The sequence below is a fragment of the Streptomyces sp. NTD91 genome (assembly GCF_059510455.1).
In genome coordinates, this window is sequence record NZ_JCAJZW010000010.1 from 35,755 (window position 1) to 52,932 (window position 17,178).

General features: G+C 72.0%; 9 protein-coding genes. 8 read left to right on the plus strand and 1 reads right to left on the minus strand.

Going from position 1 to position 17,178, the window contains the following annotated elements:
- Positions 1 to 89: 89 nt before the first annotated feature.
- The 8 genes from AC5WRT_RS13845 to AC5WRT_RS13880 all read left to right on the plus strand — a co-directional run bounded on the left by AC5WRT_RS13845 (position 90) and on the right by AC5WRT_RS13880 (position 13,589).
- On the plus strand, positions 90 to 1,406 hold the full coding sequence (locus AC5WRT_RS13845) for an alpha/beta hydrolase family protein (RefSeq protein WP_496095291.1): 1,317 nt from the start codon (positions 90 to 92) through the stop codon (positions 1,404 to 1,406).
- A gap of 282 nt (positions 1,407 to 1,688) precedes the next feature.
- Entirely contained in the window at positions 1,689 to 3,941 is a 2,253-nt protein-coding gene (locus AC5WRT_RS13850) for a HAMP domain-containing protein (RefSeq protein WP_496095290.1), read from the plus strand.
- A gap of 15 nt (positions 3,942 to 3,956) precedes the next feature.
- Positions 3,957 to 5,420: a poly-gamma-glutamate synthase PgsB gene (gene pgsB / locus AC5WRT_RS13855; protein WP_496095289.1), complete on the plus strand. Its 1,464-nt coding sequence runs from the start codon at positions 3,957 to 3,959 to the stop codon at positions 5,418 to 5,420.
- Positions 5,417 to 5,899: a poly-gamma-glutamate biosynthesis protein PgsC/CapC gene (locus AC5WRT_RS13860; protein WP_496095288.1), complete on the plus strand. Its 483-nt coding sequence runs from the start codon at positions 5,417 to 5,419 to the stop codon at positions 5,897 to 5,899. The genes pgsB and AC5WRT_RS13860 overlap by 4 nt, the downstream gene beginning before the upstream one ends.
- 44 nt (positions 5,900 to 5,943) lie before the next feature.
- Positions 5,944 to 7,026: an NlpC/P60 family protein gene (locus AC5WRT_RS13865; protein ID WP_496095287.1), complete on the plus strand. Its 1,083-nt coding sequence runs from the start codon at positions 5,944 to 5,946 to the stop codon at positions 7,024 to 7,026.
- 71 nt (positions 7,027 to 7,097) lie between these two features.
- Positions 7,098 to 9,032 (plus strand): glycosyltransferase family 39 protein, encoded by a 1,935-nt coding sequence (locus tag AC5WRT_RS13870; protein WP_496100254.1) that lies wholly within the window; start codon positions 7,098 to 7,100, stop codon positions 9,030 to 9,032.
- A 406-nt stretch (positions 9,033 to 9,438) separates the two neighbouring features.
- Positions 9,439 to 9,822, plus strand: coding sequence for a cupin domain-containing protein (locus AC5WRT_RS13875; protein WP_496095285.1), 384 nt, complete (start codon positions 9,439 to 9,441; stop codon positions 9,820 to 9,822).
- A gap of 146 nt (positions 9,823 to 9,968) precedes the next feature.
- Positions 9,969 to 13,589 carry a hydantoinase B/oxoprolinase family protein gene (locus AC5WRT_RS13880; protein ID WP_496095284.1) on the plus strand — a complete coding sequence of 1,207 codons (3,621 nt, stop codon included), beginning with the start codon at positions 9,969 to 9,971 and terminating at the stop codon, positions 13,587 to 13,589.
- A gap of 549 nt (positions 13,590 to 14,138) precedes the next feature.
- On the opposite strand, the gene AC5WRT_RS13885 is transcribed toward AC5WRT_RS13880, so the two are convergent.
- Positions 14,139 to 16,886 carry a cation-translocating P-type ATPase gene (locus AC5WRT_RS13885; RefSeq protein WP_496095283.1) on the minus strand — a complete coding sequence of 916 codons (2,748 nt, stop codon included), beginning with the start codon at positions 16,884 to 16,886 and terminating at the stop codon, positions 14,139 to 14,141.
- Positions 16,887 to 17,178: the final 292 nt, after the last annotated feature.

Genomic DNA, 17,178 nt, shown 5'->3' on the forward strand with positions numbered 1-17,178 from the left:
ACGGTGTGCGACAGTCGATCGCCTGTTCCGCCATCGCCGACCAACTAGGGGGTTTCATGAAACACCGCCGCCCACGCCACCGTCGCAGAGTGATCGCCAGAGCGGTCGGTACGGCTGGTGCGCTGGCCGTCGCGTTCGGTGCGGGGATGACACCGGCGATGGCCGCCGGGAAGACGACCAACAAGCCTGCGGCCACCACGTTCTCGCCCGACGAGCCCGATCCGCACACGCCCTGGGCGCCCGAGAACGACGAGGCGCCACTGCACCACAAGGCCGTGCACCCCGAGGCCCTCTCGTCCGGCCGCACGGGCGCGTCCGCTCTCCAGCTCGACATGCCGGCGCCGACCGGGCCGTACAGCGTCGGCATGGTCGGCCTGCACCTCGTCGACAGGTCCCGTACGGATCCGTACGTGCCGGGCAGCAAGCCGCGCGAGCTGATGGTGTCGCTCTGGTATCCGGCCACCGCCACCTCCGGGCACTACCGGGCGCCGTGGATGCCGTCGATCTCCGGCGCGCACTTCCTCGCCTCGCGCGGGCTGTCGCCGCAGCAGGTGACCCTGCCGAGGACCGCGGGGCACGTCCTCGCCCCGGTGAACACCAAACTCGGCAAACTGCCCGTCCTGCTGTACTCGACCGGGCTGCACTCGGACCGCGCGATGGGCACCGCGCTCGCCCAGGACCTCGCCAGCCGCGGCTACCTCGTCGTCACCGTGGACCACACCCACGACGCCAACGAGGTGCAGTTCCCCGGCAACCGGCTCGAGGTCGACACCATGCCGGCGGGTGCGCACTCCTCCGACACCCTCAACGTGCGCGCGCACGACATCCGGTTCGTCATCAACCAACTCTCCACGATCAGCAAGGGCGGCAACCCGGATCCCGGCCACCCCACGCTCCCCTCCGGGCTGTCGGGCGCCGTGGACATGTCCCGGATCGGAATGTTCGGCTGGTCGCTGGGCGGCGCGGCGGTCGACACCTCCATGCAGCTCGACAAGCGCATCGCCGCCGGTGCCGACCTGGACGGCCAGTTCTTCGGGACGGCGCCGAGCAAGGATCTGGACCGACCCTTCATGCTCTTCAGCTCCGGCACCCACAACCGCAACGACGACGGGTCGTGGCGCACGCTGTGGTCGCATCTGAAGGGGTACCGGGTCGACATCCAGCTCCACGGCGCGGCACACCTGTCCTTCAGCGACAACGAGTGGATGGTGCCGCAGGAGGCGGGCCTGCTCGGGCTCTCCCAGGCCCAACTCCAGCAGCAGTTCGGCACGATCGATCCCGACCGGGCGGTCAAGGTCCAGAGTGACTACCTCGCGGCCTTCTTCGACCAGGAGCTGCGCCACCAGCACCGCACGCTGCTCGACGGACCCGACAAGCGCTACCCGGAGATCTCCTTCGTCCGCTGAACGGACGGCTGACCGGACATCCGAGGGGCGGGTCCGCGGATCCGCCCCTCGGCGTGTCAGGGAGCCGCGTGCGCCGGCCGTTGCCCGGTGGCCCGGTTCGCGCGTACAACACAGGGACGAAAGTGTGACGATTATGTGATCGTATGAGACTAGAGTGTTGCCTCGTTGAAGATGAGGCGCTCGGCGCCAGTTGAGGAAGGACCCCCTGCCCTGCCCCCCGCACCCCGGGCGCCGCGCCGGCACCGCATCCGCCGCCGCGCCGACATGCCGATGCTTGGCGGGGTGCGCCCGCCGATAGCCGCCCTCGTCGTCCTCCTGCTGGTGGTCGCCGCCCTGACCGTGATCGGTCTCGACGGCATACACACCGACCAGGTGCCACAGGCCGTGCTCAACGGCGAGCAGCAGATCGCCGCGGACACCGCGCTGTCGATGCGCACCACGATCGACGTCGAGGCGAGCACCGTACGCCGTACGGCCACCGCGTACCCGGCGACGAGCGCATCGACCCCCACCACCGCGCTCAAAGCGCTGACCTCCGCCAGGAAGGCGGTCCTCGGCAGTGCGCTGCTCGACCCGCACACCGGCAGACTGCTGTCGGCCGGCGGCCGGCCGGTGCCGCTGGCCGGGGTGGACGTCGTCAGGACGGCGTCCGGGCACGGGGCGATCCCGCCCCGGCTGGTGACCTCGGGCGGCACGCGGCAACTGCTGTACTTCGCCCGGGTCACGCTGCCCGCGCAGCAGGATGACGCCAACCAGGACCAGTTCCAGGCCCCGAGCCGGCCCGACCGACAGTGGCTGCTGGTGGTCTGCGAGACGCTCCCCGCCCTCACGACGTACGGCGACGGACGCACCGCCGAGGTGCTGGACGCGAGCGGCACGGCGCTCGCCACCACGGCCCACGGCGCGACGGCGCCGACCGCCGCCGACAGCGGTCTGCCCGCGGCGGCGGCCCGCGCGGCGAAGGCGTCGGGGCGTGACACCGACGCATCGGGAAGCATGCTGGGCGCCGCCACGGGCTCCCGGCGCACGGTGGCCGGCTGGGCCCAGGTCGCCTCGGCGACCGGTCCGGGCGACAGCGACGGCCTCGGCCTGGTGGTGCTCACCACGCGCGCGGTGCCCACCACGACCGCCCCCGCCGACTACTCGCGCTTCGCGCTCGAGGCCGCGGGGGCACTGGCCGGGCTCGCGCTGCTGCTCGGGCTGGTGCTGCACTACTTCGTGCAGCGCCCGCTGCTACGGCTGTACCTGTCCGCCGGCCGCCTGGCCCGGGGCGCGACCGAGGACGCGCCGACCGCGCTGGAGGAGCTGTACCGGCCGGTTCCGGTGCACGGCTTCGGGGAACTGGCCCGGATCGGGCGGGCACTGGAGTCGCTGCGGCGGCAACTGCTCGGCGAGAGCGGCCCCGAGGAGTTCCCGGCCCGGCGGGGACCGGGCTACCGGGCGCTGGCCGTGGTCGGCGTGCTGGTGGTGGCCTGCTGGGCAGTACCGATGATCTTCCTTCTGAACCGCGCGGACACCACGACCGCGGTTCCCGCTCCGGTCCTCGCCGACCAGCAGGCGCGCACGCAGGTCGCGGCCAACCGGATCCGGCAGTCCCTCGACCAGTCGTACACCGACCTGAGCGACGTGGCGGCCGGTCTGCCGGGCCGCAGCCGCGCCGCCCAGATCGAGGTTCTGCGGCAGACCCTCGCCGACCACAAGCAGTACCGCTCGCTGTATCTCCTGGACCGCTCGGGCGGCATCACACTCAGGGTGGGCGACACACCGCTGCGCACCCTCGTCCACGTGCCCGACGGCGGCGGGATCACCACCGTCAACACCTCGGGCCGGATCCCGGCGATCGCCGCCTACGCCCAGGTCCGCGCCGTCAAGGGCAAGGCCCCGGCGGCCGGGGTGGTCCTGTTCGGCGAGATCGACGTGAAGGCGCTCAACTCCGTGCTGCCCAGGCCGAAGCTGGGCAGCGTCTGGGTGACGGACGCCGAGAACAAGGTGCTGGCGGCGAGCGTGGGCTACCGTGCCTTCCAGTCGCTGCCCGACCCCGGCCTGACCCGTCTTGCCCGCGCCACCCAGGGCGCCCCGGGGGCCGCGGGCGCCGCGACCTCGGCGGCGCTCCGCACATCCTCCGGCGCCTCGGTCGACGCGGCGGCACCGCTGGCGCAGAGCGGCCCGACGGCCCGCCTCGGCTGGCACGTGGTGACCGCGGAGCCCGCGGCGGCGCTCCAGATCCCCGCGGTGCAGGCCGAGCAGCGCACCATGCTCGCCGGGATCCTGGGACTCACCCTGGGGGCGGCCTGCCTGGGCTGGCTGCATGTCGTGGTGATCCGGCCGCTGCGCGTGGTCGCCGTGCTCGTCGAGCGGCTCGCCGGCGGAGACCGCCGCACCGTGCTGCACCCGGTCAACCACGACGAGGTCGGCTCGGTCACCCGCAGCCTGGAACTGATGCGCCAGGCCCTGGCGGAACGCGACCGGGCGGCCAGGTCCGGCCTTGCCGCCAGGCCCTCCCGGTCCCTGCGCGAGCAGACCCTCCAGCGGTAGAAGGATGGAATCGGCGTGCTCTTCCTCTATGTCATAGTCCTGCTGTGCTGCGCCGCGCTGTGGATCGCCGGAATCCTGGAGCAGCAGCGGCACTTCGCCTCGCTGGAGCAGATACCGACGCGGGTGCTGGTCAACGGTATCCGCGGCAAGAGTTCGATCACCCGGCTGTGCGCGGGCGCACTGCGCGGCGGCGGCCTGGTCACCGTGGCCAAGACCACCGGCACCGCGGCCCGGTTCATCCATCCGGATGCCACCGAGGAGCCGGTGTACCGCAAGTTCGGGCTGTCCAACATCGTCGAGCAGATCGGCATCGTACGGCGGGCGGCGACCTACCGGCCGGACGCGCTGGTGATCGAGTGCATGGCGGTGATGCCCGCGCTGCAGGAGATCAACCAGGAGAAGCTGATCCGTTCCACGATCGGCGTGCTGTGCAATGTCCGCGAGGACCATCTGGAGGAGATGGGGCCGACGCTGGACGACGTCGCCCGCTCGCTGTCCCGCTCGATGCCCGTGGGCGGCGTGTGCGTGACGGCGGAGAAGGACCGTTTCCACATCCTCCAGGAGGAGGCCGACGCCCGAAACTGCAAGCTGGTCTACGCCGACCCCGAGACGGTCACCGACGAGGAGCTGCGCGGTTTCAGCTGGTTCACCTTCAAGGAGAACGTGGCGATCGCGCTGGCCGTCGCCGAACTGCTCGGCGTGGACCGGCAGACCGCGATGCAGGGCATGTGGGACGCGCCGCCCGACCCGGGCGTGCTGTCGGTGGAGCGCTACGTCACCCCCGAGGGCAAGCGGCTGCGGTTCGCCAACGTCTTCGCGGCCAACGATCCCGAGTCGACGCTGATGAACGTCAAGCAGCTGGAGGACCTGGGCGCGATCAGACGGCCGCTCAACGTCGTCATCAACTGCCGCCCGGACCGGGTGGAGCGCAACGGCCAGATGGGCGCGATCGTCCCGGACCTCGCCGCCGAGACCGTGTTCCTGATCGGCCATCCGACCAAGAGCGCCCGCGATGCGATTCCGGCCGGCTTCACCGGGCGGGTGGTGGATCTCGGCGGCGACCGCCGGGACCCCGAGGAACTGACCGCGGCGATGCTCGCGGAACTCGGCCCGTCCTCCTCGCTGGTGGCGATCGGCAACATCCACGGCCAGGGCGAGCTGTTCCTGGAATGCCTCGCCGAGCTGCCGCTGGACGACTCCGAGGACCCGCTCGACGCCGTTCCCGACGGTGACGGCCTGGACCAGGAAACCATGCAGATCGCGGTGCCCCGGCCGCGGATCGCGGTGGCCCGGCCGCCCGAGCCGGAGCCGTACAGCTGGGTCGCACCGCTGGAGACGCCGGCGTACGGCTTCCACGTACCGGAGCAGCGCGAACTCGCCCGCCGGTTCGCCGCCCGACAGGGCCGGCCCGCCGGCGAGAGCGCCCAGGGCGACCCACACCCCTTCTACGATCCGCCCCAGTCCACGAGGAACCCGTGATCCCCGCCAACCTCACCGCACAGACCGCCGCGCTCGGGATCGCCCTCGGGCTGATCTTCTCGCTCGTCTGCTACCTGACGACCAACCTCTCCCCCGGGGGGATGATCACCCCGGGATGGATCGCCCTCACGCTCATCACCGACGTGCAGATGGCCGCACTGATGGTCGGCGTGGCGGCGCTCACGTACTTCATGACGAAGCTGGTGCAGCGCACGGTGATTCTCTACGGCAAGCGGCTGTTCGCCGCCGTGGTGCTGTGCGCGGTGCTGACGCAGACCACCGTGATGCTCGCGCTCAACCACGAGTTCCCGCTGCTGTACACGTCACAGACCCTTGGTTTCATCGTCCCCGGCCTGGTCTCCTACCAGATGGTCCGCCAGCCGATGGCGGCCACCCTCATCTCGACCACGGCGGTGACGCTGGCCACGTACGTGGTGCTGGTGTCCGGTCTGCTGATCGGCCTCCTGCCCGCCGGCTGACCTGTCCATCGCACTCTCACCTCGTGATTCCAGGAGGATCGGCCATGCACTCCGAACCCACCGGCAGGCGCAGCCGCCCGACGCGCCGCGCCGTGCTCGGGACGATCGCGGGCGTGGCGGCCGCCGGGGTGGCGGGCGGGTACGCCTGGGACCGCCTCGGTCACGGCAGCGGCGGCCCCGGCGGCACGGCCGCCGACGGCACGGGTACCGGCCCGAGCGCCCGGCCCACCGGGCCCCACACCTTCGAGCGGCTGTCCGCCCCCGACCGCACCGTGGTCCGCGCCGCCGACGGCGGCACGCTCGCCACGTTCACCGACGGCGCCCGTACGGTCGTACTCACCGGCCCCGGCCGCACCTTCAGCGAGCCGCGGACCACCGAGGCCAAGGTGACCACGGACGCCTGGGTGCGGGTGCTGCCGCACGAGTGGCGCGAGGGCATGGAGAAGTCCGCCTGGTTCAAGGGCTGGTTCCGCAAGGCGCTCGGCGACACCAGCCCGGACGTCTTCGCGGTGGCGTTCGAGTACTCGAGCGCCGGGGCGCCCGACAAGCGCAACGCGGCCGGTGTGCGCTACGCGGGCACCGCCCACTTCGGTCCGCGCAACGACAAGGTCAACAACCCGCTGGACTTCGCCTACCACGACGAACAGTCCGACTTCTACGACTATCTGGGCATTCCCTGGACCTTCCCGGACGGCACGCGCGTGCAGCCGGAGCAGGCCCGCTACGGCGACGTCGACTGTTCCGGCTTCCAGCGTCTGGTGTGGGGCTACCGCATGGGCATCCCCCTGCACAACACCAACACCCGGGGCACCGGGCTGCCGCGCCGCGCCTTCGCCATCGCCGCCTACGGCCCCGGTCGCCCGGTGATCCCGGACACCGGCGAGCAGCCCACCGACCTGGGCGCCCTCCAGCCCGGGGACCTGGTCTTCTTCGCCATCATCAAGGACCGGCCGAACTTCATCGACCACTGCGGCATGTACATGGGCCTCGACGACCAGGGCCGGCACCGCTTCTACTCCAGCCGCTCCGCCGCCAACGGCCCCACCCTGGGCGACCTGTCGGGCCGCTCGCTGCTGGACGGCACCGACTTCTACGCCCGCGGCTTCCGGGCGGCCCGCCGCCTGTGACCCGCCGCCCGACGATCCCGCCACCTGTGCACCACCGCCTCACCTGACCTGCTGATCCGAGGACCACTGCCATGACCGCCGTCCCCGCCCTCCAGCCCACCGGCGCGCACCGAGGCCGCCGGGCGGCGAACCGCCGCTCCGGCCCGCCGGAAGACGCCCCGCGGTGGGAGCGCCCAGCGCTCGCCACGTTGCTGGTCGTCGCCACGGTGCTGTACGCCTGGGGCATCGGGCACGCCGCGCTCCACCCCTTCTACGGCGCGGCGATACGGTCGATGGCCGGCAGCTGGCGGGCCTTCTTCTTCGGCGGGCTCGACGCGAGCGGTTCGATCAGCATCGACAAGCTGCCCGGCGCCTTCTGGCCCGACGCCGTCTCCGTCCGGCTGTTCGGCCCGCACACGTGGGCGGCCGCGCTTCCGCAGGTCGTCGAGGGCGTGCTCACCGTATGGCTGCTGCACCGGATCGTACGGGCCTGGGCCGGGCCGTTCGCCGCGCTGGTCGCCGCGCTGGCACTCACCCTCACCCCGGTCACCGTGGTCCTCACGCGGGCCACCATCCCGGACACCGCGCTCACCCTGCTGCTGGTCGCGGCAGCCGGAGCGCTGCAGAAGGCGGTGCGCACGGAGCGGCTGCTGCCGCTGATCACCTGCGGGATCTGGGTCGGGCTCGCCTTCCAGACCAAGATGCTGCAGGCGTGGCTGGTGCTGCCCGTCTTCGCCGCGGTCTACCAACTCGCCGCGCCCGGGACCAGGTTGAACCGGGTCCTGCGCGTCCTGCTGGCCGGCGCGGTCGCCCTGGCGGTCTCCTGCTCCTGGGTGCTGATCGCCTGGGCGACACCGGCCGCGAACCGCCCGTACCTCGACGGCACGTCCAACAACGATCCGTTCACCCTGGTCTTCGGCTACAACGGACTGAGCCGTTTCACCAGCGACTCCACCGCGTTCGGCGCCGTCGCGGGCACCGCGGCCAGCCGTACCACCGGCAACACCGGCTGGGGCATGCTGATCAACCACGCGGTCGGCCCGCAGGTCGCCTGGTTCCTGCCGCTCGCCGTGCTCGCCGCGGTCCTGGGCGTCGTCTGGCGCGCCGGGCAACCGCGAACGGATCAGCTGCGCGCGGGATTTGTGATGTGGGGCGGCTGGCTGGCCGTACACGCCCTGGTGTTCAGCTCTTCCAACGGCAACCACGCCTACTACGCGGCCGTCATCGCCCCGGCGCTCGCCGCGCTGGCCGGCGGCGGGCTCGCACTCCTCCGGTCGCAGTACGAGGCGCAGTACAAGCCGGTGCACGAGGCGGAGCACCAGACGGGCGGCCGACGGCACATGGCGCTGCCGGCGGCGATCGTGGTGACGGTGGCGTGGGCACTGGTACTCGACTGGCCGACCCGGTTCGTCTCACGGCTGCTGCCGATCGCCGTGATGCTCGCGCTGTGCGGCGTGGCGGGCCTGTGGACCCGCGGACCGCGCACCTCCCCGCGGAGGGTCCACGCCGCCCTCGCCGCCGGGATCGCGGCCACCCTGGTCGTACCGGCAGGCTGGGCCGTCTCCAGCCTCAACCCGTTGTACGCGGGCGCCGCCACGTCGCCGATGGCCGGTCCGGTCGGCAAGTCGTACGGCGTCCACCACCGCCACGCTCCGCGGAGGGTGGGACTCGACCGGCCCAGCGCCCGCGACACCGCCCTGCTCGACTACCTCACCACGCACCGTCACGGCGAGAAGTACCTGCTCGCGACCCAGGCCGCCTACACCGCCGAGCCCCTGCTGCGGGCGAAGTCCGAGCCCATCCTCGTGATGGGCGGCTTCACCGGCAGCACCCCGTTCCCCACCGCCCAACAGCTCGGCAGCCTCGTCACCACCCACCAACTGCGCTATGCGCTGCTCACCACCCAGCGCCCCACCACTCCCGCCACCACCTGGGTGAAGTCCCACTGCACCCGCGTCCGGCCCACCGCCTACGGCCGCCGCACCGACGGCAGCTTCGCCCTCTACGACTGCAGTCCCCAGAGGTGAGGCGCCCCCCGACCCGGGGGATGGTGCATGCGCCACGGCATCGGCGCCTTCGTCGCAGCGAGACCTCACCAGGATCACGGTGCCCGCCCTGGCGGTCCGGGGCGACGCCGACCGCTCGACGCCGATCGAGCGGACCGGGCGCAGGACTCATGCCCTGCTCCCGACTCGGGGTTCTTCGTGGTCGACGGCGCGGGGCACGGCCTCTGCATGAGCGGCCCGGACCGCTACCACAAGGAGCTGCTCGCTTTCGCGAACAGCCTGCCCCGCTGACAGGCCCTCCCGTTCGGCATGCCGTCGGCGGTCCCGGGCGCCCCGGCCGGTGGCCGTTCCCCTTTCCTCGCCGCGATCCGAAGCGGCAGTACGGATCGGTTGTGCACCGCCTGCCGCGGCACTAGCGTCCGGCCACGTGAACGACAGCGTGTACGTGGGCAACGCGGGCAAGGACGCGGCAATGGACCGGGGATGGCTCCTCGGGCACTTCAAGGACGTAGGCGATCCACGCCGCAGCGAGGCGGTGGAGATCAAATGGGGCGTCCACGCCCGTGGCGAGGAACGACCGCAGTGGGTGAGGGGCGAGGAACGCACGGCTCTCCTGGTTCTCATCAGCGGCCGCTTCCGCGTGGAACTTCCCGGCCGCAGCGTTCTCCTGGAGCAGCAGGGCGATTACGTCGTATGGGGGCGCGGGGTCGACCACTCGTGGCTCGCGGAGGAGGAGTCGGTGGTCCTGACGGTTCGATGGCCGTCCGTGCCCGGCTACGCGGTGGCGCAGAAGGATCAGGCGGGGCCGTAGCACTGAGCGGGCGGTGGCCGTCGCCTCACCTGGACGACCGGACCCACACGTACGTCCTCGCAACCATCACTCCCGCCCCGTCGCGCGGGCGGAATCGACAGCCTGTCGCCGAGCGCCGGTCGCCGGCCGGGGCGCACAATGGGCTCATGACGGGGCGCTGGCAGTTCTGGGTCGACCGTGGCGGGACCTTCACCGACGTCGTGGCGGTGACACCGGATTCCCAGGTGGTCAGCCGCAAGCTGCTGTCGGAGCGGCCGGAGGCGTACCGGGACGCGGCGGTCGCCGGTATCCGGCTGGTGCTGGGCCTGGACGCGGACGAGCCGATTCCGTCCGACCGGATCGAGGTGGTGAAGATGGGCACCACCGTCGCCACCAACGCGTTGCTGACGCACACGGGCGAGCCGACCGTCCTGGTCACCACCCGCGGCTTCCGGGACGCCCTGCGCATCGCCTACCAGAACCGCCCGCGCATCTTCGACCGGCGCATCCTGCTTCCGGACGCTCTGTACGACCGGGTGATCGAGGTGGACGAACGGGTGGGCGCACGCGGCGAACTCGTCCGCCCGCTCGATCTGGACGCCGCGCGCGAGGCGCTGGAGAGAGCGTATGCGGCGGGATTGCGCAGCGCCGCGATCGTCTTCCTGCACGGCTACCGCTATTCCGCCCACGAGGCCGCCGTCGCCGAGGCGGCCCGTGCGATCGGGTACCGGCAGGTCAGCTGCTCGCACGAGGTGAGCCCGCTGATCAAGCTGGTGCCACGGGGCGACACGACCGTCGTCGACGCCTACCTCTCGCCCATCCTGCGCCGCTATGTCGACCAGGTGGCGGGCGAACTGGGCGGCGTACGGCTCATGTTCATGCAGTCCGGGGGCGGTCTGCGCGAGGCGGGCAGCTTCAGGGGCAAGGACGCCGTACTGTCCGGCCCTGCGGGCGGCGTCGTCGGGATGTCTCACGCCGCGAGGCGCGCGGGTCATACCAGGGCGATCGGCTTCGACATGGGCGGCACCTCGACCGACGTGTCCCACTACGCGGGCGAGATCGAGCGGGTTCTGGGCACCCAGGTGGCCGGGGTGCGGATGCGGGCGCCGATGACCGACATCCACACCGTCGCCGCGGGCGGCGGGTCGGTCCTGCACTTCGACGGGATGCGCTACCGCGTCGGGCCGAACTCGGCGGGCGCCGATCCCGGCCCGGTGTGCTACCGGCGCGGCGGCCCGTTGACCATCACCGACGCCAACGTCATGCTCGGCCGCATCCAATCCGGTTTCTTCCCCCGGGTGTTCGGGAAGGGGGGCGACCAGCCGTTGGACGACGCCGCGGTCCGTGCCCGCTTCACCGAGCTGGCCGAGCAGACGGCCGACGCGACCGGCCGGCGCCGCAGCCCGGAGGAGGTCGCGGCCGGCTTCCTCGACATCGCCGTGCTCAACATCGCGAACGCGGTGAAGAAGATCTCCGTTCAGCGCGGCCGGGACATCACCCGCTACGCCCTGGTCGCCTTCGGTGGCGCGGGCGGCCAGCACGCCTGCGCGGTCGCCGACCGGCTCGGCATCGACACCGTCGTGATCCCGCCGCTCGCCGGGGTGCTCTCCGCGTACGGCATCGGGATGGCGGACGCGGTCGCCCTGCGCGAACGCTCCGTGGAGGCCGCCCTCGACGAGCCCGGGACGGCGGCCCGCGTCGAGTCGGTCCGCGCGGAGCTGGAGGAACGCGTGCGCACCCAGCTGCGCGAGGACGGCATCCCGGAGGCCACCGTCCGTACGACCGCCCGCGCCCTGCTGCGCTACGAGGGCACCGACTTCTCGCTGCCCGTACCGCTGGGCCCGGCCGAGGGCATGCGGGCCTGCTTCCTGCACGACCACCGCGATCGCTACGGCTTCACCATGGACAAGCCGCTGGTCGTGGAGGCCGTCGCGGTCGAGGCCACCGGTTCCTCCGGCCCGGCCAGGACTGCGACGGTCGCGCCGCCGCCGCGCACGGGCAGGCTGCAACCGGCCGCCACCGTCCGGATGTTCACCGAGGGCCGACGGCAGCCCACGCGGCTGTACCGGCGCGAGGACATCCGCTCCGGGGACGCGATCGAGGGCCCGGCGATCATCGCCGAGGCGGACGGGACCACGGTGGTCGACCCCGGCTGGTGCGCCACGGCCGACGAGCACGGCGACGTCGTCCTCACTCGCTCCCGGCCCCGCCCCTCCCGCACGGCGGTCGGCACCACCGTCGACCCTGTGATCCTTGAGGTCTTCAACAACCTGTTCATGTCCGTCGCCGAGCAGATGGGTGTACGGCTGGAGAGCACCGCCCACTCGGTCAACATCAAGGAGCGCCTCGACTTCTCGTGCGCCCTCTTCGCGCCGGACGGCAGTCTCATCGCCAACGCGCCCCACATCCCCGTACATCTGGGTTCGATGGGCGAGTCCATCAAGGAGGTCCTGCGCCGCAACGAGGGCTCGATCCGACCCGGCGACGTCTACGCCGTCAACGATCCCTACCACGGCGGCACCCACCTGCCCGACATCACCGTCGTCACCCCGGTGTTCGACGAGGCGGGCGAACGGCTGCTCTTCCTGGTCGCCTCGCGCGGCCACCATGCCGAGATCGGCGGCATCAGCCCCGGATCCATGCCCGCCTTCAGCAGCACCATCGACGAGGAGGGCGTGCTCTTCGACAACTGGCCGCTGGTGCGCGACGGCCGATTCCGTGAGCAGGAGACCCGGGAGCTGTTGGCCACGGCCCGCTATCCCTCCCGCGCCCCGGACACCAATCTCGCCGATCTGCGCGCGCAGATCGCCGCCAACGAGAAGGGGATCCACGAACTGCGGCGCATCATCGACCAGTTCGGCCTCGACGTGGTCCACGCCTACATGGGGCACGTCCAGGACAACGCCGAGGAATGCGTACGCCGTATCATCGCCACCCTCGAGGACGGCGAACACCGCTACGAGACGGACAACGGGGCCGTCATCCGGATCGCCCTGCATGTCGACCGTGAAAGCCGCAGTGCCGTTCTGGACTTCACGGGCACCTCACCACAACAGACCGGCAACCTGAACGCGCCGACCTCCGTCGTGCTCGCTGCGGTGCTCTACGTCTTCCGCACCCTGGTCGCCGATGACATCCCGCTCAACAGCGGCTGTCTGAAACCCCTCGACGTGCGCATCCCCGACGGCTCCATGCTCTCCCCCGCCTTCCCGGCCGCCACCGTCGCCGGCAACGTCGAGACCTCCCAGGCCGTCACCGGCGCCCTGTACGCCGTACTGCACGCGCAGGCCGAGGGTTCCGGCACGATGAACAACGTCTCCTTCGGCAACGACCGCCACCAGTACTACGAGACCGTCGCCTCCGGCTCGGGAGCGGGCGAGGGCTTCGACGGGGCAGATGCGGTACAGACACACATGACGAACTCCCGCCTGACCGATCCCGAGATCCTGGAGTGGCGCTGTCCGGTGCGTGTGCAGGAGTTCCGCATCCGTGCGGGCAGTGGCGGAGCGGGCCGCCGACACGGCGGGTGCGGAGTGGAACGCCGGCTCCGGTTTGCCGAACCGATGACGGTCGCGGTCGTCTCCAGTCACCGCCGCGTCCCGCCCTACGGCATGGCCGGCGGCGAACCCGGGGCCCTCGGCGAGAACCTGATCGAACGCGCCGACGGTCGCACCCAGCGGCTGCGCGGCTGCGACACGGCGGACGTCGCCGAGGGCGACATCCTGGTGATCCGCACACCCGGCGGAGGCGGGTACGGGCCCGCCGACGGCCCGCGCTCGGCCCGTTGACACTCCGCGGACGTGGACTGGCCGCCCTGCCGGATTCCACCGACCGCCGCGGCGTGGCACCGCACCGGCAGTCCTCTTCGCGCTCACGTCGGCGCCGCACGCGGGGAAGGCCGCCGCGTCCGGCGCCCTCGTCCGGGGTCACCCGCTCCAGCACGTACGTCTCATCCCGACGGGACAATGCCGTGGCCCCGGCCTCGAACCCGCCCGGCCGTGACCCATGCCGGTGCGGAGCGGCAGGCCCTCTCCGCCCGGGCGCGTACGCCCACGGGCCGCGCTGAGCCGCCGCACATTCCGCATCGGCGTTCTCGAACGGCGCAGAGGCCGATCACAGCCTGCGGCCGGCGTCCGCTCCGAGCAGGCCCCTGCCCCCCGGAGTTCTCACGGTGCACCCTGGCAGTGATCCGCCCACGAACCTGAGCATGCCTTCCGTCGGCCCCGTACGCGCCGGGGAGCCGCCTGCCGGGGCCCGTCGTCCGGCTCCCAGCAAGCCGTGTCTCCCCCCTCGCCGGGCCGACGTCCTGAACAGCGTTCTCGTCGGCGGTGTCCGGATCACCGCCTTGCCGAGATGGCCTGTCGGCGCCGCAACAGCCCGCGTCGCAGTTCGTCGGCGCCCCAGACGATGAACGGGAAGGGAACGACGAAGGCGAGCATGCGCGGGGTGAGGGCGGCGGTGCCCAGCAGGTCCTGCAGGGGCGGGGTGTAGATGAAGGCGGCGGCGAGAGCGAGTTCGAAGGCGATTCCCCACAGCAGCAGGGGGTTGGTGAACACGCCGATCGAGCGCAGTGAGGCGTGCTCGGTGCGGGCGGCGAACGCGGTGCCGATCTGGCCGGCGATCATACCGAGGAAGGTCATGGTGGTCGCCTGCCGGTAGGCGTGGTGCAGGGGCGAGCCGGGGCCGGTGGGGGCACCCGCGTGCCAGCCGGCGTGCCAGAGTACGGCGAAGAAGCCGGTCAGCTGCAGGACGGCGCAGACGACGCCGAGGAAGAGCCAGGCGCGCAGCAGCATGGGGCCGCGGATGACGCCTTCGGAGCGAGGGCGAGGTGGGCGGTCCATCAGCCCGGGCTCGGCCTTCTCCCGGCCCAGGGCGAGAGCGGGCAGGGTCTCGGTGCCGACATCGAAGACCAGCAGTTGCAGCACGGTCAGCGGCAGCGGCACGGCGCCGCCGCTCACGGCGAAGATCAGGAACGGGGTGACCTCCGGGGTGGTGTGGGCGAAGATGTAGCAGACGAATTTGCGGATGTTGTCGTAGACGCGGCGGCCGGCGTGCACGGCGGCGACGATGGTGGCGAAGTTGTCGTCGGTGAGCACCATGGTGGCCGCCTCGCGGGCAACGTCGGTGCCGGAGCGGCCCATGGCGACTCCGATGTCGGCGCGCCGCAGGGCAGGTGCGTCGTTCACGCCGTCGCCGGTCATCGCGACGACATGGCCTTCGGCACGCAGCGCGTCGGCGATCCGCAGCTTCGCCTCCGGAGACGTGCGGGCGAAGATCAGCTCCCGATGCTGGCGCAGCAGCCGGTCGAGCTCGCGTTCGGGCATGCGGTCGAGCACGTCGCCGGTGACCACCTTCGGTTCCGGGCCCCCGATGCCCACCTGGCAGGCGATGGCCGCCGCGGTCAGGGCGTGGTCGCCGGTGACCACGATGATCCGGATGCCGGCACTGTGGCAGCGGGCGACCGCGTCGCCCACCTCGGGGCGGGGCGGATCGGCCATCGCCACCAGCCCCAGGAAGACCAGCCGGTCCTCGGCATCCTCGCGGCGTTCCGGTGATGCGGCACCGACGGCCAGATGCCGCTCGGCCGCCGCCAGGACGCGCAGCCCCTGGTGGGCGAAGGTGTCCACCTGCGCGGCGATCGTACGGCGTCGTTGCTCGGTGAGCGGGCTGACCGAGCCGTCGGCATGTCTGATGGTGGCGCACCGCGGCAGGAGTGCCTCGGGGGCTCCTTTGACATCGATCCAGAGTCCGTCGGCGCGCTGATCGACCGTGGACATCAGTTTGCGTACGGGGTCGAAATGGAACTGGCGGCACCGCCCGGCATCCCGCTCCTCGGTACCGACACCGCAACCCAGGCGCCCGGCCGCCGTCAGCAGCGCCAGTTCGGTGGGATCCCCCACCGGGCCGTCGGCGGCGTCGAGCTGGGCGTTGTTGCACCATGCCACCACCGTCGCAAGGGCACGCAACGCCTCGTCGTCGGGCGGCCCCCCAATGGCAGCGGTGCCGACGAGCTTCCGCCGGCCGGCCTCGGTCCACACGGCGGTGACCTGCATACGGTTCTCGGTGAGAGTGCCGGTCTTGTCGGTGCAGATCACGTCCGTGGAACCGAGCGTCTCCACTGCGCTGAGGCGTTTGACGACGGCCCCTCGCCGCACCAGCTCCCGCACCCCCAGCGCCAGGGCCAGGGTGATCACCGGCAGCAGGCCCTCGGGCACGTTGCCGACCAGCAGCCCGACGGCGAAGACGACCGCGTCGTGGAACGGCAGCTTCGCCGCGAACATGGCCAGGGGCAGGAAGGCCACCCCTGTGACCACCGCGATTCCCGCGATCAGCCACGCCACCCGCCGGACCTGTGCCTCCAGCGGGCTGATCTCCCGTTCGACACGCTCCGAGAGCGCCGCGACACGCCCGAGTTCGGTGTGCATGCCGGTCGCGAAGACCACCGCCCTGGCCTCGCCCTCGGTGCACGTGGTGCCGCTGAAGACCAGGTCCCGTGCTTGCAGCAGGGGAACGTGGACGTCGACCCGGTCGGCCGCGCGGTAGGCGGGCATGGCCTCACCGGTCAGCGGCGACAGATCGACCTCGATGCCGCCCTCGATCAGCCGTGCGTCGGCCGAGATCCGCTCCCCCTCCTCGATCACCAGCACGTCCCCGGGCACCAGGGTGACCGCCTCGACCTGCTGCACGTGCCCGTCGCGCATCACGGTCGCATGCGTCGGCAGGTAGGCGGCCAGCGTCTCCACGGCCCGCTCCGCCTGCATCTCCTGTACGAACGCGAACGCCGCGTTCACCACGATCACCACCACGATGGCCGCCGCCACCGCGGCGATCCCCGCCCACCACGCGAGCAGCGCGGCCCCCCACAGCAGAAGCGCCAGGGGATGGGTCAGCTGCCGTACCAACTCGCCCGGCCAGCGCCTGCCGCCGCGCCGTCGCAACTCGTTCGGCCCGTAGCGCACCAGGCGCCGATCCGCTTCACGCGCGGACAGGCCGTTCCGCGTGCTGCGCAGATCCCGCAGCAGCAGGTCCAGGCGCTCCTCCGGATCGAGCTCCACCACCGCGGCTCCACCGGATTCGGTGTTCATCCCGCCTCACCACCCCGTGTCCTCGTCCGATGGCCGCCCGGGCAGGGACCGGGCTCACCTGCCGAGACACGGTTCACCGAGCCTCGACGCCACGAACCGCGACGTCGGCCATGCCGCGGGCTGGACACGGGGCCGGCCGACCGATCCCAGCTGCGCCTCGGGGATCCCGCCACGCCCGGTCGCCTACCGCCGGCAGGTCCGCCCCCCGGGCGGCGTCCAGCGGAGCACGCGCGGCGTGGCACGCCCCGATCGCCCTCGACGGCTCCGACCCGTCGACTGTGGCCACGATCCG

Coding starts and splice junctions, on each gene's coding strand:
- AC5WRT_RS13865 (WP_496095287.1), top strand. CDS start 5,944: ATGCACTCCGAACCCACCGGCAGGCGCAGCCGCCCGACGCGCCGCGCC.
- AC5WRT_RS13880 (WP_496095284.1), top strand. CDS start 9,969: ATGACGGGGCGCTGGCAGTTCTGGGTCGACCGTGGCGGGACCTTCACC.
- AC5WRT_RS13870 (WP_496100254.1), top strand. CDS start 7,098: ATGACCGCCGTCCCCGCCCTCCAGCCCACCGGCGCGCACCGAGGCCGC.
- AC5WRT_RS13885 (WP_496095283.1), bottom strand. CDS start 16,886: ATGAACACCGAATCCGGTGGAGCCGCGGTGGTGGAGCTCGATCCGGAG.